The following is a 26,158-nucleotide window of genomic DNA, read 5'->3' on the forward strand; positions in this document are numbered from 1 at the left end:
GTCGCCCCGGGCGTGGACTCGTACAAGTCCACCGCTCGGCGACGGAACTCGTCCGTGTAGTTCTTCCTGGCCATCCTTGGATTCTCGCTCCCCCCAGCATCGTGCTGGAATCAGCGTGTCCAAGATCAAGGGTCAAGCCCCAAGAACGCGACCCTCTCCGCTGAGCAGTATCACCGCGGGGACACCCTAACCTGTCGCGTGAAATGCGTAGCTGCTCATGCGTTCACATAGTTGCAAGTACCCGTGCGATGGTTCTGCCGTCACAATGGGGTCACGCCTGTCGTTTCCTCCAATGCCGCGGCGAGGTATCTCGCCGAAGCACCGACGCCCTTGTCCGCGACGTGCGCGGGCGTGCCAGCTGCAACCACGGTCCCGCCGGCGTCGCCCGCGCCGGGGCCAAGATCGATCACGTGATCGGCTACTGCGATAACGCGCATGTCCAGCTCCACGGCGACGACCGTGTTGCCCGCATCGACCAGCGTTTGCAGATGCGCGACCAGACGATCCGTGTCGGCGCAGTGGAGCCCGGACGTCGGCTCGTCCAATACGTACAGCGTGTCTCCGCGTTGCGCACGCTGCAACTCGGTCGCGAGCTTGACACGCTGCGCTTCACCCCCGGAGAGCTCGGTTGCCGGTTGACCCAGCCGGAGGTAATCGAGTCCGACATCCGACAAAGCGGTCAGCGACCGCGTGATCTCCTCATCGCCCGCGAAGAAGCGGTTCGCCTCCTCGACGCTCATGGACAACACGTCCGCTATCGTGCGCCCCCTCCACGTGATCTCGAGCGTTGATGCCTTGTATCGGCTGCCGTGGCAGTCGGGGCATTCGGTGTATACGGAAGGCAGGAAGAGGAGCTCGACCATCACCGATCCCTCGCCCTCGCAGGTCGGGCAGCGACCGCCGGCGACGTTGAAGGAGAATCGGCCGGGCTTGTACCCGCGGGAACGAGCTTCCGGGGTGTCTGCAAATCGACGACGTACGTGATCGAACAGCCCGGTATAGGTGGCGACGTTGGACCGCGGGGTCCGACCGATGGGCCGCTGGTCGATGACGACCAGCCGCTGCACACCGGTGACGGGCCCGGCGACGCGCCCATCGAGACGTTCCGGCGCATCCGAGAGGAGTGACTCGTCGCTGACCGGCTCGTCATCGGCTCGGACACCCCGGCCAAGGCGATCGCCAAGCAGCGATGGAAGCGCCTGACTGACCAGACTCGACTTGCCGGACCCGGACACGCCCGTAACGGTGGTGAAGACCCCCAAGGGGATATCGACCGTGAGGTCGTGCAGGTTGTTCCGCGTCACGTTCTCCAGGCGCAGCCAACTGCGTGCCTCACGGGGTGTGCGAAGAGGGAGACCGCGGCCACCGAAGAGGTATCCGCGTGTCACGGACTCCTCAATATCGGCGAGCCCGTCGGGCGGGCCGCTGTAGAGCACGCGGCCGCCGTGTTCACCGGCGCCGGGGCCGATGTCGACCAGCCAGTCCGCATGCCGCATCACAGCCACGGAGTGTTCGACGATGAACAGGCTGTTCCCTCGCCCCTTGAGTCCATCCAGGATCTCGAGGAGCGCCGCCACGTCCTGCGGATGCAGCCCCGCCGATGGTTCGTCGAGGACGTAGACCACCCCGAAAAGATCAGAGCTGAGTTGCGTCGCGAGCCGGAGTCGCTGTAGCTCGCCGCCCGACAGCGTTGGCGTCGTCCGGCTCAATGACAAGTAACCCAGTCCCAGATCGACCAGTGGACGAAGCCGCTGCAGCACCCCTGACGCGAGCTGGACCGCAGCAGCACGCTTCTCTGGCGCTCGGCTTGCGGTGGGTCGCACATCGGGCGAGGGGGCAAGCGGAGCCTTGCCAGCAGCGACCTGCCCTTCCCCCGCGGTACGCGGAGAGGCAGCATCGGAAGAGGCGGCCTCGTGGTCCTCCAAGCGTGCGACGACTCCGGACAGGATCGTGGCAAGTTCCCGGAGCGGCAGTTGGGAGAATTCGGCGATGTCGAATCCTTCGAACGTGACAGACAGCGCCTCGGGCTTCAGCCGCTTGCCATCGCAGACCGGGCAGATCGCAGCGGTGAGGAACTGCGCGACGCGTCGCTTCATAGAGGCGCTCTTCGTGTTCGCGAACGTGTCCAGAATGTACCGGCGAGCCCCGACAAATGTGCCCGAGTAGCTCGGCTCCACGCCTGCTTCGATCGCAGCTTTGGACTCAGAGAGCGTGAGCCGGGAGTGGACCGGAACGAAGGGGGTCTCATCGGTATACAGGATCCAGTCCCGGTCCTTCTTCGGCAGGTCCCGCCACGGCACATCGACGTCGTAACCGAGAGCAACCAGCACGTCGCGCAGCTGATGGCCGTGCCACGCGGTCGGCCAGGAAGCGATGGCGCGTTCGCGGATGGTGAGCGATGGGTCCGGGACCATCTGCTGCTCGTTCACCGCGTATACGCGGCCGATGCCGTGGCATTCTGAGCAGGCCCCTTGGACCGTGTTCGCGGAGAAATCCTCCGCATACAACATCGGCTGCCCCTCCGGGTAGTCCCCGGCCCTCGAGTACAGCATTCGTATCAAGCTCGACAACGTGGTGATGCTGCCCACGGTCGATCGGGCATTCCCTCCACCGCGCTGCTGCTGCAGGGCGACCGCAGGCGGCATCCCCGTGATCGAGTCGACATCGGGCACTCCCGCCTGATCGATCAGGCGGCGGGCGTACGGTGCGACCGATTCCAAATAGCGTCGCTGTGACTCGGCGTACAGCGTCCCGAACGCCAGCGAGGACTTTCCCGATCCGGACACACCGGTGAAGACGACCGTTGCATCGCGCGGCACCGTGAGGTCGACATCCTGCAGATTGTGTTCTCGGGCGCCGAGAACGCGAACGTCGGGCTGCACGGAGAGCTTCGGCGTCACGAACGCAGCGGATTCAACCATGGTCGAACGTTAGCAACGTACGGAAAGGTCGGACGGCCTGCGGAAAGGGTTACACACCAAAAACGGCGCGGTGTGCGGCAGTGGTGGCTCGCAGTGCGACACCGGCATCGAAGCAGATGGGAATGCTGAAGATCTTGGTGACTTTTCACGAACCACGACGCTCCAGAAGTCGGCGTCGTCCGCTCCGTCAACCTCGACTGCAACACGAGACTGCGAGGTGACAGCCATGAACTTCGAGTCCACCGCTGACCGGATATACATGCTCTCGTCGACAGCGAAGTGATTCACCGGTCGAATGTCGGGGAATCCATCCACACCGACAAAGCCGATTCGGCAGAGCTGTGAGGTTCGCAGCAGCTCCCAGCACTCGGCCTCGTCGAGCTCCTCTGGTTGAGAGCCGTGTTCACGGCTTTCAGTTTTTGCAGTCATCACGAACCTTCCTGAGGGGAGCGGCGCCGAGTCGGCGATGCTCTTATCGTGACGGTCCCACCGGCTAAGGTCCACTCAGGATTGCAAGGGGGTCACTGTAGTCCCGTGCTCCGACTGAGGATACGACTTCGCCTGCAGGAGATTGGAGACAGGAAATGTCTAACGGGGACGTGCAGACCTACGAGCGAGTGGGCGCCTGGCATAACAGGCTCGTAGGGTTTGCCGAGGTCGAGGGCAGTCATCCAATGAAGGCGGACGCGGTCGCGGAAGGTCGCGCTCTTGCTCGAGCGTTGCAGGTCGGCCATCACATCGGCGTTCAAGAGGATGGACCGGCGAACTGAGATCGTGCAGATCTCGCACAGGCAGGAATCAGGTATCGCTGCGTAGCGCCGCGTGGCACGCAAACGGCGGTCTTCTGTAAGCGGAGGACAGTTGACGGGAGGGGCTGCCCCAAAAGGTCGTCACAATCAGCAAACGGCAGGGGATTCCGGCGGGCCGCGCGACGGGTGTCTCGTGTCGTAAGGGGTACGTGACGCCTGTTGCGATTCGGCTGGTGCTATGCACCAAGTGACGTCGACGAGACGTCTCGTGTGCCTAGAGGGCGGACATGACGCGGGAATCGACGGCGATACTTGACTCTGACACTGTGGAAGGCGGAGTACCGCGCCGACGCGGCCGCCTACGCAGCGGGGGACTTCGACGTCGACGAGCTGGGACGCCGCACACGGGCCCGCTGGGGCCTTCTGGACGCAGATCGCCGCCGGCGCCGGATTCGACCTCGACTGGAGCCGTGTCACCGGGGCGGAGAACGCCCAGGCGTCACGTACCGCGATGGAACGACAGGACTTCACCGAACTGCGCGGGATCTTTGACCGCATCGTGCAGCCCGCCGCGGGAGGCCGGCTCACCCCGGAACGGATGGAGCAGCTGCGCGTGTTCGCCAATCTGAGCAGCAGCGTCGCGCCGGGACGCTCTGCACCGTCGACGTCGACGGGCCGCCCGCGCCGGCCGACGACACCCGGCCGAGAAGCGGAACAGGGGAGGGACCTATGACCGTCGTCGGATATGCCCGAGTGTCCAAGCGTGAGCAGAACCCGAAGGCCCAGGAGGCCGAGCTGCACGCGGCAGGAGCGGAGCGTGTGTTCGTCGACCACGGCGACTCCAGTCGGGTCAAGGATCGCCCGCAGTGGGTGGCGTGCATGGACTACCTCCGTGCCGGCGATGTGCTGTTGGTGCGTCGCCTCGATCGGCTCGGCGGGACCGAGCGCATCCTGATCGAGACGCTGCACGAGCTGGAGGACAAGGGCGTCGATATCAAGAGCCTCACCGAACCGGTGATCGACACCACGACCCCGATGGGGCGTGCCCTGTTCGGCATCGTGGCCGTGTTCGCGCAGCTGCGCGTCGACACGATCCGGGAGAACACCCGGCTCGGTCTGGAGTACGCACGCGCCCAGGGCCGCGTCGGCGGCCGCCCCACGGTGATGAGTGCCGAGCGCGTCGAGGTCGCGCGGCAGATGCGCGCTCAGACCCCGCCGGCGACGTGGGAGACGATCGCCAAGACCCTGCACGTCAGCTCCGCCTCCGTCCGCCGCGCGCTGGCCCAGACCGAGAAGGTGAGCAGGTAGCCATGTGTGGGCGCTTCGCGATGAACAAGGAACCGAGCATTGTTTGGAGCAGCCGCGACATCCCTCTCGATGTCCCGGTTGAGGTAGCCGGGTGGCTCCTCAATCAATCGACGCACTCCGCCACGAGCAGCTCGTTGACCCCTCGGAGCAGATCGTTAGTGATGGGGAAGATCGTACGAAACGCCTTGCGCGTGACACTAGCCTGGCGGCAGAGGTCATTGATGAACTCATCGGTGATCCGATCCGTGTGAGGAAGCAGCGCGCGCGCCAGACGAAGGATCCGTTCCCTCGCTGCGACGCGCGAGCAGCGATGCTCCGAGCTGCGATCGGGTTACGGCGGGGCGATGCGAGGTCCCGTCGATGCGCCGAGATCGGGGCCGGTCAGCGTCGTTTCTCCGATGTTGACTTCGGACATATCGGCCTCATCTTCCCGGCATAGTCGTACCGGCAGCCGTACCGGCGCGTTCACCCCGGCCCGGACCTCGAGTTCTGCTGCGACGGCCTCCGTCAATCCGCCCGAGCCGGTCACGCACGAGATTCGTCCGCACTCCGGAGGCCCGCAGACGCGTTCCCTGAATCTAACAGCGGATGGTGGACGTCTGGTGCCGGTCAGGCGTCGACAGGACTATGGGGGGCCGGGACGTAGCGCCTCATACTGATCGTGGAGGATGTCGGTGAGGGCTCGCGCGCGTGCGGAGAGTTCGACATCGGCCGCCCACGCGACCACGACCGGCACGAGACGAGGTGGCGGGTCAATGTCTTTCTCGATGACCCGCAGTCCCTCGTAGCTCTGCTTGTTGGCGGGACTTTGAACGAGGATCGCGTAGGCCGAATCGGAGCGCGCCACGATGGAGCGCGTCAATTCGAAGGCGTGAGTGGTGTGGCGGACATTTGGTGTGAGTCCGCGCTCGAGGAACATCGACATGGCGTAGCGCGAGCTCGGCGTCTGATCGAACAAGACGAGAGGCTCTGGCGCGAGCTCCTCGAGTGCCACGGTGTGGCCCGGCCGGACGGCCAGAGGGTGTTTCTGCCCGAACAGTGCGTAACCTCGTGCCTTGTAGAGAACGAAGCTGTTGGTGTCGTCCAAGCCGCCGAGGTCGTACATGAGGGCGACGTCGATCGAGCCGGATCGGAGTGCGTGTTCTAGCTCGTCCTGGGCGCCAACGACGAAATCGATCGTGACGCGCGGATGTCGTTGCTCGTACTCCTCTAAAAGCCGCGGGAGCAGAGATGGCGCAAGCGTCACGAAGCAGCCCACGACCAACGGCCCCACCAGGTCTCGGCCGTCACCGTGCACAGCCCATCCCAGTTCGGACACATCGGAAACAAGACGTTTTGCCCGGGTCAGCACGAGCCGTCCCGCCGACGTCAGCGTGATCCCCTGAGCTCGGCGTCGGATGCAGAGTTCCGCGCCGAGGGCACGCTCGAGTTCCGTGATCGAGGCCGAGATTGCCGATGGCGAGAACTGAAGTCGGTTCGCCGCCCCGGAGATCGTTCCGATTTCCGCTGCGGCGATGAAGTGCAACAGCTGGCGAAAAGTCAACTCACCGCGAGCAACGCCGGCGCCGACCGAATCTCCCGTGGTCACGCCTGTAGTCTTCCACACTCAGATAGTGCTTCTTCATCGAATTGTTCTGTTTGACCGATGTATCGCGGCCACGCATGATGAGGGTGTTCCCCGCGCCGGAGTGCATCACACCCGCAGATGTCCGCCGAGGTGATATCCGGGCTCGTCGCCGCTCAGAGGAGAGCCGGCGGTTAGAACGCATCGCAAAGACCAGGAGAGGCACTTCCCATGAACTTCCTTACTGCTCGACGTCGAGCCACGGTGGCGCTTGCGTCGGTTGGCATCGCCGCTGTCGTCCTTTCCGGCTGCAGCCGCGGCGAAACCCCGGGAGGAGATGGCGAGTCCGAAGCCGCCACCGCCTCGCCAGGCATCACCGATACAACGATCACATTCGGCATAACGTCGCCCCTCACCGGTAACGCGGCAGGAGTGGGTAACTGTGCTGTGGACGGGGCCGTCGCGTACTTCGAAGCCAAGAACGCCGACGGAGGAATCACGTTCGGCGACGGCAAGACGAGAACTGTCGAGCTGAAGACCTACGACGACGGATACGACCCCCAGCGGGCGTTGGCAAACTTCCAGCAGATGGTCGCCGACGATGTCTTCGGCGCTGCGTTCAGCCTCGGAACCCCCACGAATCGCGCCTGGCGGGAAGCGGCCATCGCTGAGGAAGTTCCCCAGGTATTGGTCCAGACCGGCGATCCGATCTTCAGCGACCGTGAGCAAAGCCCCTGGCAACTCGGGCTGCTCCCCAGCTACCAGCTGGAGGGTGAGGCGTTCGGCAAACTTCTCGCGTCATCAGGCGAGGACCACCGCGTGGCGATTCTCTACCAGAACGATGACTTCGGTGAAGGCTACGTGGAAGGTTTCAAGACCGCCGTCGAAGGTGCCGACAACGTGGAAATCGTCAAGGAGGTCGGCTACGAGGCGACCGCTACCGATGTTTCCGCGCAGATTACCGACCTGGCCTCCACTGACGCGGACATCTTCTTCAACGCGATGTCCTCCCTCGCGCCTCTGGTGATCGGGTCTTTGCAGCAGGCGGTTCAAGTGGGTTGGACGCCGAGCTGGTTCCTGCCCTCCACATCGGCCAGTCCCGCCGCGTTCTTGACGCCCTCCGGCGTGGCCGACGCGTTTCCGGCGATCTACTCCACCGCGTCCTCTCAGAACGCTGGCGCTCCGGACTTCCAGGAAAGCGAAGAAGGCAAAGCCTTCCTCGCCGCCCTCGGCGAGTACACCAAGCAGGAGGGAGTGCCGGGCTTCCCCCAGTGCGTCTGGAGCTGGATCGGCGCGTCCGTACTGGAAGAAGCCTTTGTGACGATGGAGGAGCCGACGCGAGACAGCTTCATGGAAGCACTGCGCTCCATCGACGGATTCGAAGCACCGTTCCTCCTTGCCGGCGGAACGATCAACACCACTGAAGACGGGGTGCCGGCCATGAGCGGCCTGGTCGTTCAACAGTTCAACGGCACAGGATTCACCCCCGTCGAATCCCTCGAGTAACCACCGGATCTCGAACCTGCCCGGCGGTCCAGCGAGCCGCCGGGCAAGGCGAGTTCACTCCGCCCTCGACGCCGCAACGGTTCGGCCCAGCCCGGGCTACTGTCACCTTCCGACGACTGGCGCCGGCCGTCATCCCCCTAAGTCCCCTGCTCAGCACCAAAAACAGGAGTCAGTGATGTCTTCCAAAGAAATCGACGACGCTCAGGTGCGACGCGAGAAGTCAGCGTGGTGGCGCGCCGTACTCGGCGAATATCCGACCGGTGTCTGCCTGGTCACCGCACGCGCAAGCGGCGGGGAACCAGCCGGCATCGTGGTCGGCAGCTTCGTCGCCGTCAGCGAAGAGCCACCGCTCATCGGATTCTTCGGCAGCATCCACTCCAGCACCCTCCCAACGATCGTGAGCAGCGGAAAGTTCAGTGTCAGCGTCTTAGCCGTCGAGCACGAGGCCGTATGCCGGGCGTTCGCGCAGAAGATACCGGACCGGTGGAACACGGGATCCTTCATCGACTCGCCGACGGGTTCGCCGCGGCTGGCAGACGCAGCGGTGTGGTTCGACGCCACGATCGAGACCGCCGACACGCACGGGGATCACGTATTCGTAACTGGTCGAGTAACCGAGTTCGGCACTGGCTCAGCCGGAGCTGAGATGCCTCTACTGTTCCGCAGAGCCGGCTACGGCTCATTCGCGGCGCCGAGCGAAACATACGACGCGCGCGCGTTCGTCGAACGGCTGCGGTGGGCTTCGATGGCCGAACGCGAACTTGAGGAACTGGCGAACGAATTGGACGTCGAGGTCACCATCAACACGCAGCTCGGCGATTCCGTCGTCACGCTCGCATCAGTTGCCCCGCACACTCCGTTCGGTTCGTACGACAACGTCGGCGCCTCCCACCCGTGGGCGGCACCGATCGCGTCCGTGTTCGCCGCATGGGCTTCAGCTCCCAGGCAACACGCATGGGAAGAGGCGTCTCGACACCTGACCGGCTCGGTAGACCGTGCACTCATCGAACGCCAACTCAGCGGCGTTCGTGAGCGTGGCTACGCCATCGCCGGCGACCGGGTCATGACCGAACGCTTCATGCGCCTCGTCCGCGGATCACCTACCGACCGCGATTCGTACGCACGGATGTGGGCCGACATCGCCACCATGCGCAGATGGCTGGACTCCGATCAAGGATTCTCCTGGAGAGAGGTCGCTGTCGTCCAGGTTCCAGTGTTCGACACGACTGGCGACGTCGTTTTGGCGCTCTACGCGATCGGCCTGCCCCGCCTCGCAGATCAGATGGCGTACGAGCGCCTCGTTCAACGAATCCGCACGACCGCCGACCGTATGTCCCAACGCATCATCCAGGCGCAACTCGCAAGACGAGGGTCCGCTTCGGACGGCTCACACGAGCCCCAAGCGGCCGGCCCACAGCTCTACGACCGAACGCACCAGTTCTCCCAGTGGGGATGGGGGTCCCTCGAGTGAACGGTCAGGTGGATCCCCAGAAGCGCACTCGGCTGCCGGCAACGGCCTCGCCGCTTTCCGCCAGCCTTCCCTCCACATATCCCGGCCTATTTCGCAAAGTCGGGCACCAAAGCCACGAAGAAAGAAGCAAGAGATGACCGTCATCGACACGACCTTCCACTCCCTCGGCATCGACCGACTGGAAAATCCCGCCTCACCGCCGGACCCGAACTTGACCTCCGAAGACGTTCTGGCAGCAGCGCACGACCTCGTGCCACTCCTGCGGGAACACGCCGCGGACACCGATGCCAACCGCCGTATCCCCGGAGTTGTATACCGCGCAGTGCAGGACGCAGGGCTCCTGCACATTCTCAAACCCAAGAAGTACGGCGGTTTGGAACTCAGTGAGCACGACCACGCGATGGTCACAATGACGCTCGCCCAGGGATGCGCCTCCACCGCCTGGGTCTTCTCCATCCTCAGCTCGGACAATATGGCCATCCTCGCCTACCCCGAGAAGGTGCAAGAAGAGATCTGGGGCACCGACACCTACCGCACGCTCGCGGGCAACACCAACCTCAACATGAAGGCCACAGCAGAGCGAGTCGACGGTGGGTACATCCTCACCGGCGCCTGGGGCTTCTGCAGCGGTTCCGACTTTTCCGAATGGCTCATCTTCAACGCCCCGGTCGGCGAAGAAAAGGAGGGCTACATGTTCCTCGTCCCGCGAGACGAAGCACTCACCGTGGACGACTGGACACCCACCGGACTTCGCGGAACAGGGAGCCGGACCAAATCAGTCGACCGCGTCTTCGTGCCCGAACACCGTGCTCAACCGACCAAAGACACTGTGTTCAAATTGCAAGAGCGACGGAAACTGCATCCGACCTTCGACGCAATGTACGCGCCCTGGCCCTCCCACGGTCGATTTCCGTTCTCCTCGGTCGCAGTCGGAGCCGCGCTCGGCGCAGTTCAACACTTCGCCGATACCGGTGCCTCGAACACGCGAGTCGCAAACGCGCTGGGCGGCGAGGTTCGCCTCATCGACCAGGACTACGTTGCCACAGAATTCACCGACGCAGCCGGTGAAGCCGACATGGCTCGCCTCATCGTGCAATCGCGCAGCCGCCTCTCCGCCGAACGCTCCGCTCGACACGACATTCCCACCGAACACGAGATCGCGTCAGAGCAGCGTGACAACGCCTTGGCCGTCAGGACAGCGCTGCGATCGGTCAACCGCATCCACGCCCTGACGGGCGCTAAGGCTGGCTTCCCCAGCCATCCGGTATCCCGCGCGAAGAGAGATGCGGAAATGGCACACTCACACGTCACCCTCAATTGGCGCCAAGCTGCGGTTCGCTACCTCGCATCCGCGGTAGGCGACTGAAGTGCAATCTTGAGAGAGCGAGACACAACGCCGTATTCGAGGACTCGCCGCTCGCAATCGGGAAGCCAGATGGGCGAATCTATTGCAACGATGATGCGTTAGTTGCAACATAGGGTGATGCAACGCGAATCCGGGAGTCCACCATCACCGATCATCCTTGCGGCGAATGTGGTGGCGCTTGACGAAGAACGGTTCGTGTTCGATGCGATGGTGGCGCGCTGGGGTGACCAGCAGACCAGTCGTGGGCTGCAACCAACGACTATCGAGCGGCGGCAACAATTCATCCGCCGGTTTCAGCTGTTCTGTGAGGACTATCCGTGGCGGTGGGCACCGGGAGACTTGGAAGACTTCACGACCCGCGCGCGGTCTGGTGCCGCTCCATTGACCCGCGCCACACTTCGCAGCTATCAGTTGACGATCCGGCTGTTCTGCGACTTCATCAGCGACATCCGCTACGGCTGGCCGGCAGAGTGCGCGAACAGGTTCGGGGCAGTCCCTCAGCAGATCTGCCATGACTGGAACACCATCGCGCACCTCCTCGACTTCGAAGCGCGTCCCGGCCGGCGGGCGCTGACGACAGATGAGTTGCAACGGTTCTTCGACGCCGCCGACGACCGCGTGGACACCATCGTCCGGACGCGGCGGAAGGGCGCACTCAACGCGCTCAGGGACTCGCAGATCTTCAAGACGATCTATGCGTTCGGGTTGCGTCGCGCGGAGGTAGCCGGGCTCGACATTGCTGACCTACGGTCGAATCCGACGGCACCGCGCTTCGGCAGTTTCGGCGCGCTTTACGTGCGGCACGGGAAGGCAGCCCGGGGGACCGGTCCGAAACGACGCACCGTCCTGACCGTCCCGGAAATCGAGTGGGTCGTCGATGGGCTGAGGCAATGGGTCGACCTCGCTCGTCCTCGGCTTGTCAGCGACTGGCACACCGACGTGCTCTGGCCCACAGAGCGGCACACGAGGGTCAGTACCCGCTACCTCAACATGCGTTTCGCGGACTTGCGCGACCAGGTCGGTCTCCCTCACGAGCTGACACCGCACGCGCTCCGGCACACATACGTGACGAACCTCATCGAATGGGGCTACAGCGAGAAGTTCGTCCAAGATCAAGTCGGCCACGCCTACGCGTCCACCACCGCGATCTACACCTCAGTCGGCGACGACTTCAAGAACCGCGCCCTCGCCCGCGCGCTCTCACAAATCTACGGAGACAAAGATGGCAACTGATCAGAACAGCCCCGTGGTCTGGAACCTCCGCACTCTCATGGCGGACGCCGGCATGTTCCAAACCACCGACCTCATCCAGCCGCTTCGAGACCACGGCGTGCAGCTCTCCCGGGAGCAAGTCTTCCGCTTGGTCACCCGCACCCCAGAGCGGCTGAACATCGCGGTGCTCGCCGCGCTTTGCAAGATCTTCGACTGCGGGCCTAGCGAACTCATCACCGTCAGGCCCCAGCGCGTCACCCCCGCGGCGCACCCGGCCGGGCAGGGACGTGGTGACATCTCCATCGGGGATCTCCGTCCCGTCCGCGCACGCTTACACCGCCCCGACTAGCCGGCAGCTGACCATGCCCGCAACCGTGCACACTTGCGCTCGCTGCGAGAAAGCCGCACCGGGCCGCTACTTCCTCCTCGGCGGACAGATCTGCAACACCTGCTACAGCTCGCTCCGCCGCAACCCCGCGACGTGCCCGTCCTGCTCCGAGACCCGGGTTCTCGCATACATCAACGACCGCGGAGATGTCAGCTGCGCGGAATGCGCCGGCCAAACCCGCCGATTTGCCTGCAGCACCTGCGGAAGCGAACGATTCCTCACCGGCACACATTGCGGGCACTGCCGCCTGAACCAACGCCTCCAGGAACTCCTCGGCAACGACGGTTCCATCCCGCCGCCGCTCGCCAACTTGCGCGGCTACCTCACAACCGCGCCGATGGATCCACGGTCCATCGTCCGCTGGCTACGGCGCGAGGAGATCGACCGAACGCTGCGTCAAATGGGCACGGGGAATCTGCCCATCGCACACGCCACAATCGACCAGCTTCCGCCAGGACCAAGGGCCCGCTACTTCCGCCGTCTACTGATCGAGGCCGAAACGCTCCCGCCGATCCCCGTGCTCCTCCACGAGCTCAACATCTTCGTCGACACCAATGCCGCGCAGCTGCCCCGCGAGCACGCGCCCATCCTTCGCCGATTCCACCGATGGGTGGTTCTCCCGCAGCTCCACCAGCGCTACCGCGACAACGGCAACGACATCACGATAGGCGTCTTCACCAACCAACGCAGCGCCACTCTGGCCAGAGCACGATTCCTCAGCTGGATCAGCGAGCAAGGCACGACCCTGGCGGACCTCGACCAGTCGACTCTCGACTACTACCTGGCGCACGTCAATGCGCGCGTCCCCATCAATCAGCTCGTCGGGTGGGCCACCCGATCACGGCTTGCAGATGAGCTAGACACCCACCCCCAACCAATCGGCCTCGCGCCCTCGACATACAGCGAGAACGAGCTTTGGGAACACACTCATCGACTCCTGGAAGCCTACACCGTCGAACTTGCCGTTCGCATCATCGGACTCTTCGCCCTCATCTACGCGCAACCGCTCGGCCACTCCGTGCGCCTCACGCGAAATGACGTGAACGTCCACGGTCACAGCCTCACGGTTGCTTTCGGATCGACCCCCGTGGAACTCGCCGAGCCCGTCGCCGAGCTACTGCGGCAGCACCTCGGCGCCCCCGCCCGACGCGGATTCGCAACCGGCACCTCGAGATGGCTGTTCGAGGGAATCATGCCTGGCGAACACCTCAGCCCCGCTTACGCGCGACTCCGCCTCTCCCAGAACGGCATCCGAGTTCGTCACGCGCGAACAACGCGACTGGACCTGCTCTCCGCGCAGCAGCAGCGTCGATTGTCGCGGACACGCTCGGCGTCACCCTCCACACCGCGGAACAACGACGGGCTCGCAGCGGAGGAATCTGGTCGAGCTACCCTGCGCTGCGTGACTGACGAATACTTCCCCTGTCGATAATTCCGTCCACCGACAAGACGAACGAACTGATCGAGCAGTTCGTCGCTGAGGGCGGCCGCGCACAGGACCTCCGCCGCGGTGGCCATAGCGGCCCGAGCCGCGGTCATGTTACGGGCGGTCGGCTTATTCGACGTCGTGAGGTTGAAGCTCGCCGCGCGCACGTCAGACTCGACGATCGCGGCCGCCTTCGCCGCGTCGATCGGACGGTACAGCAGCGTGATCCGCTTGCGGGCGACGTCGCGGTGCGGTGCCAGCAGCCGCGACAGGACGCTGGAGGGCACGTTTCCGCGAGGCGCGCCGCTCATCATCCACGTCACCGACAGAGCCGAGTCGTGCCGGTAGGTGTCCCACCCGGCCTGATGCGCGGTTGGACCCACTTCCGGCCAGTACAGCTCCGGCGGCTCGCCGGCGGCATTCGCCTCGTCGATCAGCCGCGCAGCCGCGCAGCCGCGCAGCCGCCGGGTCGTAGGCGATGCGGATGACCTCGCACAGCGGCGGCACACGGTCCGCGGATGCGGCGAGATGCCGCCGCAGTACCCGCGGGATCGCGGGCCCGGTCAGCGGAGCAGTTCCTCCAGTACGCGGATGACGCCATGCTCGGCGTTCGACGGGGCACGGTAGCGGGCGCGCGCCGCGACCTCGGGATGGGCGTTTGCCATCGCGAACGAGTACCCGGCCGCATCCATCATCTCGAGGTCGTTGAGGTAGTCACCGAAGGCGGCGATCTGGTCGGCGGTGACGCCGAGCGTGTTCTGCAACCGCCGGAGGGCGACACCCTTGTTGACGCCGGGGTTCATGATGTCGACCCAGTGCTCGCCGGACACCACGACCTGGTGGGTGCGGGCGAGGTCGTCGAGCGCCGTCCGCACGCCCCGCTCCGCCTGGTCGAAATCGAAGATCGCGACCTTGATGATGTCGTCGTCGACCTCGTCGAGGTCGGCGACTTCCCTTAGTTCGGCGTAGTAGCGATCGGCCTCACGCCGGAACGCCTCATCGGTGCGCTCGATGTAGGCCGAACGCTTGCCGCAGAGGACGATACCGACATCGTGCGGCACCGTCCGCACCGTCGCGACGACCTCACGGACGACGTCGCGGTCCATGCGCTCGGAGCTCAGCTCAACGTCGTGCCGGACGACGAACGTGCCGTTCTCGGCGATGAAGACCATGTCGTCGCCGTGGGAGCCGAACTCACGACGCAGGGTGGCGTACTGGCGCCCGCTCGCCGGGGCGAACGCGATCCCCCGCCGGGTCATCTCCGCCAGCAGCGGCCAGAGGCCTTCCGGGACGCGGCCGCTCTCGTCGAGCAGAGTGCCGTCCATGTCAACGGCGACGAGGCGGATGTCGGGACGGGGATCTGAGAACGGCATCCCTCCATCCTCCCCGATCGCGCGGGGGCGAGTGGGCACTCGTGGCGACCCCGGCGCCTGTGAACCCGCCAGAAGCGCCCGCTCGCGTGTTCCGCGACGCCTCAGGCCGGTGCGGCCTGCACCGCCGGCGGGGGCGCGGCCGACGCATACGAGGCGGTGAGGCGGCGGTACGAGCGGGATGCGAACGCGAGCAGCACGAGCACGAATAGGAGGAAACTCGCCAGCACGAACACGAGCGCGATCCCCCGCGCCTCGCCTTCACCGAGGAGCCAGCCGAAGGCGGCTCGTCCCGCATCCGTTTCCATGTAGGGGATGAGCCAGAACTGGGCGATGGGGCCGATGAGGAAGGCGGAGATCGGGGATGCGGCCGCCTCGATGCTCGCGGCGAACCCGAACACGCGCCCCTGCCGCTCGTACGGCACGACGCGCTGCACGATGGTCTGCTCCGCCGCCTCGGCGATCGGCATGAGCGTCATGAAGATGAGGATGCCGAGGGCGTAGAGCCACCACCATTCCCGCACCGCGAAGCCGAACCCCAGGATCGCGACGCCGACGTTGACCAGGAGCAGGGTGCGGACGGGGCGTGGCCCGAGGCCGAACTTCGCGACGAGACCACCGCCGATGATGAAGCCGATGCTCGTCACGCCGAGCACGATGCCCCACACCTCGACCGAGAACAGGGTCAGACCGTACGGATCCATGAGGGCCATGAACACCCCGCCGATGAGGTTGTTGAAGGTGGTGAAGAGGATGAGCGGCATGAGTCCCGGTACGGAGCGGATCGCCGGGATGATGCCGCGGAACTCGATCCGGCGGGGCCCCGCGGCCGGGTCGTGCACGACACCGCGCTCGGGGATGGGCACGAAGAGCAGGTGCACCAGCGCGATCGCCGTCGCCACGATCGCGATGAGCACGGTCGGACCCATACCGAGCAGACCGATCGACAGACCGGAGAACACGCTCGTCACCATGAACGCGACGCCCTGCACGGTGCCGACGAGGCCGTTGGCGCGGTCCCGACGGTCGGCCGGCACGAGCAGCGTGACAGTGGTCGACAGGGCGATGTTGCGGAGGTTCTCCACCACGCCCCCGACGAGGATCACTCCGGCGAAGACCCAGAACCATGGTCCGCCCCAGTCGATGAGCACCGTCTCCGGGAACGCCAGATAGAGTGCGCCGGCCAGCAGGTACGCGGTGAGGGTGATGACGCTCGAGAGCATCATCACGGCCTTCTTCTTCATGTGGTCGACGATCGCGCCGAACAGGATGCCGAAGACGGCCACCAGCAGCATGTAGCTGCCGCCGATGATCGCGGTCGCCAGCACCGAGCGGGTCTCGAGGTAGGCCCAGAACGTCAGCGCGAACCACAGGTACGACGTCGTGACGTTGGCGACGAGCGTGTTCAGCAGCACCTGGTGGAAGCTGCGCACCGTGGCGGGGCCGGGCGGGTCTTGGCCGGGCGCGCCCGCGGCGACGGCCGGTGGGACGACGGAGGGATCGGTCACGGTGCGCTCCCGGGGGATGGTGGCGATGACATTCATCATGGCTCGCCCGTCCGACATCGTCGAGGCCCTGCCCGCGCGCACGCAGGATTCGGGATATCCCGAACGGAAGCGTCGGGCTGGCTCGGCTGCCCCCGGGACGCCCGCCGCCCTACCGTGGAGGCATGACCACAGCCGCACCCCTGCCCCGCGCGGACAGTCCCGACCGCACCGAGAGCGCCGAGCGCTCCGCCGGCGCCGACACGCCTCGCGCCCGCCGGTTCACCCCCGGCCCGATCTTCGGCGCGATCGCCCAGCTCGCGGCCCTCGGCATCGTGGGCCCGGTCATCGCCACCGTCCTGTTCGGGCTGCTGGGAGCGGGCCTCGGCCTGGTGCCCGCGCTCGGCGTCGGTCTCGTGCTCCTGGTCGCGTTCGTCTACGCCCTGTTCGGACTCGCCTGGCTGGAGTACGCCCGCGTCGACGGTCTCTACGGCCTGGGTCTGCCTCCGCTCGCACCCCGCCGGCGCACCCGTCCGGGCTTCAGCGGCTTCCTCCTCGTCATCTGGCACCAGTTCATCGACGGCACGATGTGGCGGGCCATCGCGAGCGTCGCGATCTCCACCGTGCTGGGGCTCGTCGTGCTGCCGCTCGTGACCGCGGTCGCCTCGGGCGTGGTGCTCGCTTTCGCTCCGCTGTACGCCCACAGCGGCCTCGCCCGGCTCGCCGTCATCGGCGGCGTCGACATCCCTGTCGTCTGGACGCCGCTGGTCGGCGTGCTCGTCGCGGTCCTCGGACTCGCCGCCCTCGGCGGTATCGCCCTTCTCCACGGCATCATCGCCCGGTCGATCCTCGTCCCCTCCCGGGAGGCGATGTTCGCCGCCCGGGTGCAGGTCTCCGACCAGCGGCGGGAGGGCGCGATGCGCGCCTCCGAGGTCGAGCGCACCCGCATCGAGCGCGATCTCCACGATGGGGTCCAGCCGCGCCTCGTGTCGGTCGGGATGACCCTGGGCCTGGCCCAGCAGAAGATCGACGACGATCCCGGGGCCGCGAAGGCGCTGATCGAGGAGGCGCACACCTCCACCAAGGCGGCGATCACGGAGCTGCGTCAGCTCGCCCGCGGCATCCATGCCTCTGTCCTCGACGACCGCGGTCTCGATGCTGCCCTGTCGGCACTGGCGGCGCGTTCGCACGTGCCGGTGCACTTGGATGTGCGCCTCGAGGGACGCTGCGCGAAGACGGCGGAAGCCGCCGTCTACTTCGTGATCGCGGAATCTCTCACGAACGCCGCGAAGCACTCCCGCGCCTCGGAATGCCGCGTGATCGTGCGGGTCAGGGACGGCGGGACGCTGTGGGCCCGCGTCGAGGACAACGGCATCGGCGGTGCGCGGGTGCTCCCCGGCGGCGGCCTCGACGGCATCTCCAACCGGGTGCTCGCCGCCGGCGGCACCGTGCGCCTGGACAGCCCCGTCGGTGGCCCGACCTCGCTGGAGGTGAGCGTCCCGTGCGCATCCTGATCTGTGAGGACTCGGTCCTCCTGCGCGCGGGCCTCGTGCGCCTCCTCGATGACGCCGGCCACGACGTGGTCGCCGCCCTCCCGGATGCCTCGGAGCTCGACGAGACCGTGGCGCGCACCAACCCGGAGCTGTGCATCCTCGATGTGCGCCTCCCCCCGACCTACACGAACGAGGGCATCCTCGCGGCCTTGCGCCTCCGGGCCGCATCCCCCTCCCTCCCCGTGCTCGTGCTCTCGCAGTACGTCGAGGAGCGGTACGCCAGCGACCTCATCACCGGCGGCGGCGGCGCGCTCGGCTACCTGCTCAAGGACCGCGTGGCCGATGTCACCGAGTTCGTCGAGACGGTCGACCGGATCGGCCGGGGCGCCACGATCCTCGACCCCGAGGTGGTGGCGCAGCTGCTGAACCGGCGCACCCGCGACAGCCGGATGCAGCGCCTCACCGATCGCGAAGCCACCGTGCTCGCCCTGATCGCCGAGGGCAAGTCGAATCAGGCGATCGCCGCCACCCTGTTCCTCTCCGAGGCCTCGGTGGAAAAGCACATCACCGCCATCTTCCAGAAGCTCGAGCTCGAGCCGGACGAGTCGGGTAACCGCCGCGTGCTGGCCGCCCTCGCCCATGTCGAGCACGGTGGCCCCACCGCCACCGGTGAGACCCGCATCCATCCCGGAGACCTCTCATGACCACCACGTCCGTCCTCCCGCCCGCCCCGGAGGCCCCGGCGACACCGCCCGCGCCGCGCCACCCCGGTTCCCGCGTCGTCGCGATCCTCACCATCGTCCTCGGTTCGGCGGTCATCCTGGCGACGATCATCGGCGCCGTCTTCGCCACCCTCTCGGTCTCGCTGCGGCATGCCGAGACGCAGAGCATCGATGTCGCCGGGGTGACCGAGATCGACGTCGAGGCATCGGCCACCGACCTGACCGTCGTGTTCGACGACGTCGACGAGGCAACCCTGCGGGTCATCGATGCCGGAGGCGGCGGCTGGGTCTTCGACGTCGACGGCGACACGCTCCGCGTCGAGGCACCGCGTCACGTGTTCGGCTGGTTCCTCGGCGGCAACGGCCGTGCGACCCTCACCCTCCCCGCCTCGCTCGAGGGCACGGATGCGTCGTTCGCGCTCGGCGCGGGAAGCCTCGAGGCAGACGGCCGGTTCGGCGACCTGGACATCGACCTCGCCGCGGGCGAGGTGACGGTGACCGGTGAAGCGCGCTCGCTCGACGTGTCCGTCAACGCCGGCAGCGCCGACCTCGCGCTCGCCGACGTCGGCGAAGCGGAGTTCACGGTCGGCGCCGGCGACACCACCGCCCGCCTCACCGGGACCGCACCGCGGGAGGTGAGCATCGACGTCAGTGCGGGCTCACTCGATCTCACCGTGCCGGACGAGACCTACGCGCTCGCGTCGAATGTCAGCGCGGGCGGCCTGGACACCCACGCGCTCCAGACCGACGGGTCGTCTCCCCGGAGCATCGCCGTCGAGCTGTCCGCCGGCGACGTCACCCTCCGCGGCTCCGACTGACCGAATCCGTCGCGCGAGTGGGCACTCGTGGTCGCCTCCCACCCCGGGAGGGCCGCCACGAGTGCCTCCTCGCGCGTCAGGCCAACGGATGCGGCTCAGGCGGGGCGGAGGGAAGCCACGAAGTCGAGCTTGTCGAGCACCGGCGCGGGGATGACGAAGGGGTACAGGTCGTTCTTGCCCATCGACCGCTCCACCATGTTCAGCGCCGTCGACAACGGCAGCCACACCTGGGTGACGAGGTCACGGAACCGCCGGAACCCGTCGAGGTCCACCGGTTCGTGCAAACCGTACTCCCCGGCCGTCTCGACGGCGTCGCAGATGTGCAGGTAGTGCGCCCAGGTCTCGGCGAAGTCCTCGTACGGGTGCATGGTCGCGTATGTGGAGATGTACGAGTCCTGCCAGCCGGCCGGGGCTCCCTCGGCGTAGTGCCGGTCGATCGCGGCCTGATAGTCGGCGCGTTCGTCGCCGAACAGGGCACGGGCCGGCTCTATCCGGTCGGTGTCCTCGACCAGCCGCCACTCCATGTAGTGCCCGACCTCGTGCCGGAAGTGCCCGAGCATGGTGCGGTACGGCTCGTCGAGCTGCGTCCGCATCCGCTCGCGATACGCGTCGTCGCTCTCGGCGAGGTCGATCGTGATGACACCGGCGTCGTGGCCGATGACGACGTCCTCGGCCACGCTCGACAGCAGATCGAACGCGAGACCGTACTCCGGGTCCTCGCGCTTGTCCACGATGCGGAAGCCGAGCCGGTCGAGTTCCGCGACGAGGTGTCGTTTCGCCCGTTCCGCGACGATGTACTGGGTCAGCCCGGTCGCGTCCGCATCGTTCGGGCGGGTGCGGGTGAGGTCACAGCTGGCGCACTGCCCGCCATCGACGGCGGCGAGCCACGTGCAACCGGACAGGTTGAGATTCCGGCACACCGTCCACGACCGCCCGGTGGCGTCGACGTAGCGTCCGGCGGAATCCACCGGAACGATCGCGGCCTCCTCGCGCGAGTAGCCGAGGAAAGTCCCGCAGGACAGGCAGACGGAGTTCTCGAAGTAGAGCGCGTTCCCGCAGACGCGGCATCGGTAGGCCTTCACGCTCCGTAGCCTGGCACACCCGCCGCGCCCGTGATGCGGGGTTGCACCCGCGAACGCCCCGCGTCAGCGGGCGTAGGACTCCAGCGGCGCGACGTCGACCGAGACGGTCAGCGTCGACCGCTTCGCCTCGGTGAAGATGACGCCCTTGACCGGCGGCACATCACCGTAGTCGCGACCCCAGGCGACCGTGACGTGACGGTCGGCGATCCACTGGTCGTTCGTCGGGTCGAAGGCGAGCCACTGGTCGGATGCGGGAAGCCACACCGCGACCCACGCGTGCGAGGCGTCGGCTCCGACGATGCGCTCCTTGCCGGGCGGCGGCTGCGTCGCGAGGTACCCGCTGATGTAGCGGGCCGCGACGCCGTGACCGCGCAGGCACGCGAGGGCGAGGTGGGCGAAGTCCTGGCAGACGCCGGCGCGGGCCGCGAGCACATCGGGGACCGTGCTCGTCACGGTGGTGGCGGTGCTGTCGTACTGGAAGTCCGTCTTGATGCGGTGCATCAGGTCGGTCACGGCCTCGCCGATGGGGCGGCCGGGCACCAGGGATGCGGCGGCATACGCGGTCGCCTCGGGCACCTGCAGCACCTTGGGCGAGGCGAGGGCGAACTCGGTGGCCGCCCACGCGCCCGGGGTGTCGGGGTGCACGAGCGGTCGGGCGCGTTCCCAGGGTTCGGCGAGCGCGTCCGCGTCGTAGACCGGTGGGGTGACGTCCACCTCGGTCGCGGCGTCGATCGTCAGGCGCTGGTGCGGCTCGGTGACGTGGAAGTACGTGGTGGCGTTGCCGAAGGCGTCGGTGTGGCGGCCGCTGTCGCCGGGCGCCGGATCGATCGTGAGCGTGTGGTCGCTCGCCCGCTGCCACGGCAGCGTCCGCGGCGACAGGTGGGCGATGCCGAAGCTGCTGCCGACCTCGGTGTCGTACGTGTACTCGGTGCGGTGGGTGACGCGGTACCTCACGACGCGGCCTCTTCCTCGAGCAGCGTCAACGACTGCGCGGGTGGGCCGCTCTCGACGTGCACCTGCAGGATGGCGTCCGAGAGGCGCTGACCCTGCTCGATGAGATCGTCGAGGAAGGCGGCGAGCGCGGGCCGCACCCCGTCGGCCTCCACCGTCAGGTCGGCGACGCTGACGTCGCGGAGCATCTCGAGGAGGTCTTCGACGAGCCGCTCCGGCCGGGTCGACCCGGTCGACGACGGCAGGGCGTCGAGGTGAGCAGTCACCCGCTCGAGCGCGAACGCGACGGACCGCGGGTTCGCGGCATCCGTCAGCAGCAGTTCCAGCGCTCCCGCCATGCGCGCGTCCCCGCGGTGGCGGCGGCGATGGGTGACCGAGCTCTCCGCGGCCATGAGGGTCGCCTCGAGGACGGCCCGTTCGGCGTCGGCGCCGCGCGCGGAGGTCACGGTCCCCTGCAGGAGGAGCGCCACCTGCAGGGCCCGCTCGAGATAGCGGCCGAGCTCGATCATGTGCCAGCCGGAGTCCTGGATCATGTTCGCCGTCACCCCCTGCAGCGAGAGCACCCCGGTGAGCATGCGTCCGGCCGCATCCGGGATCCCCTGCGGATGCCGCGCGAGCCGCAGAGCAGCGGCCGACCGCTCCACCGCCCCGAAGACCCGCCAGGTGTCGTTGGACAGCTGGTCGCGAACACCCTCCAGCGCATCGCGGAGCCGCTCGAACGAGTGCGCGGCGGAGCCGGCCCGGTCCGCATCCAGCAGCAGCGACCGCAGCTCGTCCGCCGACCGGGTGTGCCGGCGCCCGCACAGCAGGGTCGTCGCGCGGTGGAGGGCGCCGAGCGCGCGCCCGCCGGAGGTGGTGGAGGCGTCCTCCAACTGCTCGGCGTACGCCTGGGTCGTGATGACGAGGCGCAGCAGGTCTTCGGCGCGCTCCGCGTACCGGCCGGCCCAGAACATGTCCTCGAGCGCGCGGGGGCCGATGGCCGGAGTGCTGCGGGAGAGGGCGGGGGTGGCGAGGTCCGCTAGCCCCTGGTCCCGATCGTCCGGGGCACCCTTGAGCACCCACACGTCCTTCGTGACCGGCGCGAGGCCGCCGGCGTCGGCGAGGGTCGCGAGCCCTCCGATGAGCGGACGGTAGACCGAGCCGTCGTAAACCGTGAACGTGCGCAGGGTGACCTGGCGCGGGACCGTCCCCTTTCCGCCCGCCCAGGCCGGTGCCTGCGACAGCGGCAGCAGTTCGCGACCGACGTAGCGGTAGGGCTCCGCGAGGATGCGGCCGCGCACCTCATCGGCCGGGAGGGCGGCGAGCGCGGCGGTCCGGCCGTCGATCCGACGGATGCTGAGGTCGTCGCCGCCGATCGCGTCGAGGATGCGCTCCAGACCTTCGGGCTCACCACCCCACCAGGTGGGCACCGACGGCAGCCGCAGCTGTTCACCGAGGAGTCGTTCGCAGAGCGCGGGAAGGAAGGGCAGGAGCGCGGGGTTCTCCAGCACGCCGGCGCCGAGTCCGTTGACGACGGTGACGGTACCGCGGCGCACTGCCTCGACCAGGCCAGGGAGCCCGAGCTGCGAACCGGCGCGGAGTTCGAGCGGGTCGCACCACTCCGCGTCGACGCGGCGGAGGATCACATCGACCCGCTCCACCGGCGCGCGACGCGGGAACCCGGACGGCTTCATCCACACCGTGCCCTCGCGCAGCACGAGGTCGCCGCCCTGCACGAGCGGGAAGCCGAGGACGTTCGCGAGGAAGGCCTGGTCGTACGCGGTCTCGGAATGGGTGCCCGGGGAGAGCACGACGACCCGCGGGTCGCTCACCCCGGCGGGCGCCGCCTGCAGCAGCGAAGCACGCACGGCCGCGAAGTACGGCTCCATCCGGTGCAGGCCCGCCTCCTGGTACAGGTCGGGCAGCACCCGCGAGATGACCCGCCGGTTCTCCATCGCGAAGCCGAGCCCGGACGGCGCCTGCACCCGGTCGGCGAGCACCCGCCACTCGCCCGCGGCGTCCCGGCCGAGGTCGGCGCCGGAGAGCACGAGCTTGTGCGTGGCGGCGGAGCCGGCGCGCACCAGCGGACGCACGAACCCGCTGTGCCCGAACACGGCAGCCGCCGGCACGATGCCGTCGGCGAGCACCCGCTGCTGGTCGTAGAGGTCCTCGAGCAGGGCGCTCAGCAGTTCGGCGCGCTGCGCGAGACCGACATCGAGCCGCGACCAGGTGGCGGCATCGAGCACCAGCGGCACCGGGTCGAGCCCCCACGGCACGCTGCCCGCATCCGGATGCTCGTACGTGACGCCGTCGTCGGAAAGCAGCGTCGCGATCTCGACGTCGATCCGGCGCAGTTCGTCGGTGGTGAGGTCGTAGGCGGAGGCTGCCATCGACTTCCACGATGGGCGGAGGGCACCGTCGGCGTCGACGACCTCGTCGTACCGCGGCGCGGCGATACCGGGCAGCGGCAGGGTCGGGGACGCCAGCGATGCGGCGTACTCTCGCAGCACTCTCACGCGGACACGACTCCCTCGTCGTCACCGGGGCACGTGGTCGATGTCAGCGGCACGGAACCACTCTGTCACGGTGACGGCACCGCGAAGGGATCCGCACTGTCGATCCGACCCCAGCCATGCGACGATCGACGGATGACCGTCGACGCCGCACGCCTGCGCGACCTGGCGCTGCTGCGTCGGGTGCGCGACCGGATCGACCGCGATCACGCCCAGCCGCTGAACGTGGAAGACCTCGCCGCCGGGGTGCACATGTCGGCCGGCCACCTGAGCCGCCGGTTCAAGCTGGTGTTCGGGGAATCGCCGTACTCGTACCTCATGACCCGTCGGGTGGAGCGGGCAATGACGCTGCTGCGCGCGACCGACGCCAGCGTCACCGACATCTGCCACGCGGTCGGATGCGGGTCGCTCGGCACCTTCTCCACCCGGTTCACCGAGCTGGTCGGCGTGCCCCCGAGCGTGTACCGCGAGCGCGGCGCGCACCCCTCCACCGACATGCTGCCGTGCATCGTGCGACAGGTGTCGAGACCGGTCAGGAATCGAGAAGCGGCCGCCGCCGGGCGTGACTAGCGTGAGCGGCATGGACATCACCATTCACTCGAGCCTTCTTCCGCAGACAGATCCCGACGCATCGCTGGCGTTCTACCGCGACGTCCTCGGCTTCGAGGTGCGTCTGGACGTCGGCTACGGCGATCTGCGCTGGATCACCGTCGGCCCCGCCGGCCAGAACACCGCCATCGTGCTGTACCCGCCGAGCGCGTCTCCCGGGCTGACGGATGCGGAGAAGGACACCGTGGCGGAGATCATCGCGAAGGGGAGCCTATTCGGGGTGAACCTCGCGGTCGACGACCTCGACGCCCTGTTCGCGACGCTCGTCGACGCCGGCGCCGAGATCGTGCAGGAACCGATCGACCAGGACTACGGCCTGCGGGACTGCGCGATCCGCGACCCCGCCGGCAACCTCATTCGCATCCAGCAGCGCTGACAGGAAGGAACGGACATGACCGCCACCACGGATTCCGGCGCATTCACCGCCGAAGAGAAAGCCGCCATGAAGGAGGCCGCCGCCGAGGCCCGGAAGGCGAAGGCCCGCGCGGGCAAGGCCGACAAGGCAGCGGCCGACGCCGCCGACGTCGCGGAGAAGATTGCCGCGATGCCCGAACCCGACCGCTCCCTCGCTCAGCACGTGCACGACACGGTGATGGCGGCCGACCCGAGCCTCGCCCCGCGTACCTGGTACGGCATGCCCGCGTACGCAAAGGACGGCAAGACGCTGGTGTTCTTCCAGGATGCGGCGAAGTTCAAGGCGCGCTACGCCACGCTCGGGTTCCAGGACGTGGCGACGCTCGACGACGGCGCGATGTGGCCCACCTCGTTCGCACTGACAGAATGGAACGACACCGTCGCACAGACCATCACCGACCTCGTCCGCAAGGCCGTCGGCTAGCGCGCTCCGCGACGCGTGGCACCATCGTTCCGGGGGCCTGTCGGCTGCACCACAGCAGACGACGCATCCGGAACATGAGAAAGAAATAACAAACACATAACGCGCGGATCTATCCCTTCGTTACCCCGCCGTTATACAGTTCAGGAACGGTAGTTGTTTTGCTGTGGCAGCTACCGACATGTGATTGCAGGACACTCTTGGTGCAGGGTAAAGGGCCGGTCGGAAGCCTCTCCGACCGGCCCTCACTGCGTCCGGTCCTCGCCGCCTCTGTGTGCGCCGGGCATGTCCCCCTATCCGCAGAACATGTCCCACTTTGTGTCGTTATGGGGGCGCCAGAGCGGCAGAAATGGGGACATGGTGCGGGGTGACAGCGGATGCGGTGGTCGTC

22 protein-coding genes and 1 pseudogene are annotated in these 26,158 nt (G+C 67.2%); 13 read left to right on the top strand and 10 right to left on the bottom strand.

The window, feature by feature from the left end; all coding sequences use genetic code 11:
- Positions 1 to 260: 260 nt before the first annotated feature.
- On the bottom strand, positions 261 to 2,921 hold the full coding sequence (locus tag NT132_RS12720) for an excinuclease ABC subunit UvrA (RefSeq protein ID WP_297789571.1): 2,661 nt from the start codon (positions 2,919 to 2,921) through the stop codon (positions 261 to 263).
- Between the two features lie 9 nt (positions 2,922 to 2,930).
- Positions 2,931 to 3,350, bottom strand: a complete 420-nt coding sequence (locus NT132_RS12725; RefSeq protein WP_297789804.1) for a pyridoxamine 5'-phosphate oxidase family protein — start codon at positions 3,348 to 3,350, stop codon at positions 2,931 to 2,933.
- Between the two features lie 1,049 nt (positions 3,351 to 4,399).
- On the opposite strand from NT132_RS12725, the gene NT132_RS12730 reads away from it, so the two are divergent.
- Positions 4,400 to 4,978: a recombinase family protein gene (locus NT132_RS12730; protein ID WP_182490323.1), complete on the top strand. Its 579-nt coding sequence runs from the start codon at positions 4,400 to 4,402 to the stop codon at positions 4,976 to 4,978.
- Between the two features lie 331 nt (positions 4,979 to 5,309).
- On the opposite strand, the gene NT132_RS12735 is transcribed toward NT132_RS12730, so the two are convergent.
- Positions 5,310 to 5,507: a hypothetical protein gene (locus NT132_RS12735; RefSeq protein ID WP_297789582.1), complete on the bottom strand. Its 198-nt coding sequence runs from the start codon at positions 5,505 to 5,507 to the stop codon at positions 5,310 to 5,312.
- 96 nt (positions 5,508 to 5,603) lie between these two features.
- On the bottom strand, positions 5,604 to 6,566 hold the full coding sequence (locus NT132_RS12740) for a LysR family transcriptional regulator (RefSeq protein ID WP_297789585.1): 963 nt from the start codon (positions 6,564 to 6,566) through the stop codon (positions 5,604 to 5,606).
- Positions 6,567 to 6,773: 207 nt separating this feature from the next.
- Here NT132_RS12740 and NT132_RS12745 point away from each other — a divergent pair, with 207 nt between their 5' ends.
- The 6 genes from NT132_RS12745 (at position 6,774) to NT132_RS12770 (ending at position 13,917) form a co-directional block, all read left to right on the top strand.
- Positions 6,774 to 8,048, top strand: coding sequence for an ABC transporter substrate-binding protein (locus tag NT132_RS12745; protein WP_297789587.1), 1,275 nt, complete (start codon positions 6,774 to 6,776; stop codon positions 8,046 to 8,048).
- Positions 8,049 to 8,253: 205 nt separating this feature from the next.
- On the top strand, positions 8,254 to 9,519 hold the full coding sequence (locus NT132_RS12750) for a flavin reductase (protein WP_297789590.1): 1,266 nt from the start codon (positions 8,254 to 8,256) through the stop codon (positions 9,517 to 9,519).
- A 133-nt stretch (positions 9,520 to 9,652) separates the two neighbouring features.
- Positions 9,653 to 10,885 carry an acyl-CoA dehydrogenase family protein gene (locus tag NT132_RS12755; RefSeq protein WP_297789593.1) on the top strand — a complete coding sequence of 411 codons (1,233 nt, stop codon included), beginning with the start codon at positions 9,653 to 9,655 and terminating at the stop codon, positions 10,883 to 10,885.
- Between the two features lie 117 nt (positions 10,886 to 11,002).
- Complete coding sequence (locus tag NT132_RS12760; RefSeq protein ID WP_297789596.1) at positions 11,003 to 12,118, top strand: tyrosine-type recombinase/integrase; 1,116 nt, start codon at positions 11,003 to 11,005, stop codon at positions 12,116 to 12,118.
- On the top strand, positions 12,108 to 12,446 hold the full coding sequence (locus NT132_RS12765) for a helix-turn-helix transcriptional regulator (RefSeq protein WP_297789598.1): 339 nt from the start codon (positions 12,108 to 12,110) through the stop codon (positions 12,444 to 12,446). Before NT132_RS12760 ends, NT132_RS12765 begins: the two co-directional genes overlap by 11 nt.
- A 13-nt stretch (positions 12,447 to 12,459) precedes the next feature.
- Entirely contained in the window at positions 12,460 to 13,917 is a 1,458-nt protein-coding gene (locus NT132_RS12770; protein ID WP_297789806.1) for a hypothetical protein, read from the top strand.
- Between the two features lie 125 nt (positions 13,918 to 14,042).
- On the opposite strand, the pseudogene NT132_RS12775 reads toward NT132_RS12770, so the two are convergent.
- The 3 genes and pseudogenes from NT132_RS12775 to NT132_RS12785 all read right to left on the bottom strand — a co-directional run.
- Positions 14,043 to 14,420, bottom strand: a pseudogene (locus tag NT132_RS12775) (SCO6880 family protein); the annotation flags it as partial.
- A 54-nt stretch (positions 14,421 to 14,474) separates the two neighbouring features.
- Positions 14,475 to 15,284, bottom strand: a complete 810-nt coding sequence (locus tag NT132_RS12780; protein WP_297789601.1) for a Cof-type HAD-IIB family hydrolase — start codon at positions 15,282 to 15,284, stop codon at positions 14,475 to 14,477.
- A gap of 101 nt (positions 15,285 to 15,385) precedes the next feature.
- Positions 15,386 to 16,828 carry an MFS transporter gene (locus NT132_RS12785; protein ID WP_297789605.1) on the bottom strand — a complete coding sequence of 481 codons (1,443 nt, stop codon included), beginning with the start codon at positions 16,826 to 16,828 and terminating at the stop codon, positions 15,386 to 15,388.
- Positions 16,829 to 16,950: 122 nt separating this feature from the next.
- On the opposite strand from NT132_RS12785, the gene NT132_RS12790 reads away from it, so the two are divergent.
- Genes NT132_RS12790 through NT132_RS12800 form a run of 3 tightly spaced genes read left to right on the top strand, consistent with a single transcriptional unit; the run spans position 16,951 to position 19,798 of the window.
- The gene (locus NT132_RS12790) at positions 16,951 to 18,279 is read left to right on the top strand and encodes a histidine kinase (RefSeq protein ID WP_297789608.1); all 1,329 of its coding nucleotides are present in this window, start codon (positions 16,951 to 16,953) and stop codon (positions 18,277 to 18,279) included.
- Positions 18,267 to 18,962: a response regulator transcription factor gene (locus NT132_RS12795; RefSeq protein WP_297789610.1), complete on the top strand. Its 696-nt coding sequence runs from the start codon at positions 18,267 to 18,269 to the stop codon at positions 18,960 to 18,962. The genes NT132_RS12790 and NT132_RS12795 overlap by 13 nt, the downstream gene beginning before the upstream one ends.
- The gene (locus NT132_RS12800) at positions 18,959 to 19,798 is read left to right on the top strand and encodes a DUF4097 family beta strand repeat-containing protein (RefSeq protein WP_297789613.1); all 840 of its coding nucleotides are present in this window, start codon (positions 18,959 to 18,961) and stop codon (positions 19,796 to 19,798) included. Before NT132_RS12795 ends, NT132_RS12800 begins: the two co-directional genes overlap by 4 nt.
- A gap of 95 nt (positions 19,799 to 19,893) precedes the next feature.
- Here NT132_RS12800 and NT132_RS12805 read toward each other — a convergent pair whose 3' ends face one another.
- The 3 genes from NT132_RS12805 to NT132_RS12815 form a co-directional block, all read right to left on the bottom strand.
- Complete coding sequence (locus NT132_RS12805) at positions 19,894 to 20,880, bottom strand: putative zinc-binding metallopeptidase (RefSeq protein WP_297789615.1); 987 nt, start codon at positions 20,878 to 20,880, stop codon at positions 19,894 to 19,896.
- A gap of 63 nt (positions 20,881 to 20,943) precedes the next feature.
- A complete protein-coding gene (locus tag NT132_RS12810; RefSeq protein WP_297789617.1) occupies positions 20,944 to 21,834 on the bottom strand; it encodes a transglutaminase family protein in 891 nt (296 codons plus the stop codon).
- Entirely contained in the window at positions 21,831 to 24,326 is a 2,496-nt protein-coding gene (locus NT132_RS12815) for a circularly permuted type 2 ATP-grasp protein (protein ID WP_297789619.1), read from the bottom strand. Before NT132_RS12815 ends, NT132_RS12810 begins: the two co-directional genes overlap by 4 nt.
- A 132-nt stretch (positions 24,327 to 24,458) precedes the next feature.
- On the opposite strand from NT132_RS12815, the gene NT132_RS12820 reads away from it, so the two are divergent.
- Genes NT132_RS12820 through NT132_RS12830 form a run of 3 tightly spaced genes read left to right on the top strand, consistent with a single transcriptional unit; the run spans position 24,459 to position 25,770 of the window.
- Positions 24,459 to 24,893 (top strand): helix-turn-helix transcriptional regulator, encoded by a 435-nt coding sequence (locus NT132_RS12820; protein WP_297789621.1) that lies wholly within the window; start codon positions 24,459 to 24,461, stop codon positions 24,891 to 24,893.
- Between the two features lie 10 nt (positions 24,894 to 24,903).
- Positions 24,904 to 25,308 (top strand): VOC family protein, encoded by a 405-nt coding sequence (locus NT132_RS12825; RefSeq protein WP_297789623.1) that lies wholly within the window; start codon positions 24,904 to 24,906, stop codon positions 25,306 to 25,308.
- Positions 25,309 to 25,323: 15 nt separating this feature from the next.
- Positions 25,324 to 25,770, top strand: a complete 447-nt coding sequence (locus tag NT132_RS12830; RefSeq protein WP_297789625.1) for a hypothetical protein — start codon at positions 25,324 to 25,326, stop codon at positions 25,768 to 25,770.
- Positions 25,771 to 26,158: the final 388 nt, after the last annotated feature.

Source organism: Microbacterium sp. (assembly GCF_026393345.1).
Taxonomy (GTDB): domain Bacteria; phylum Actinomycetota; class Actinomycetes; order Actinomycetales; family Microbacteriaceae; genus Microbacterium.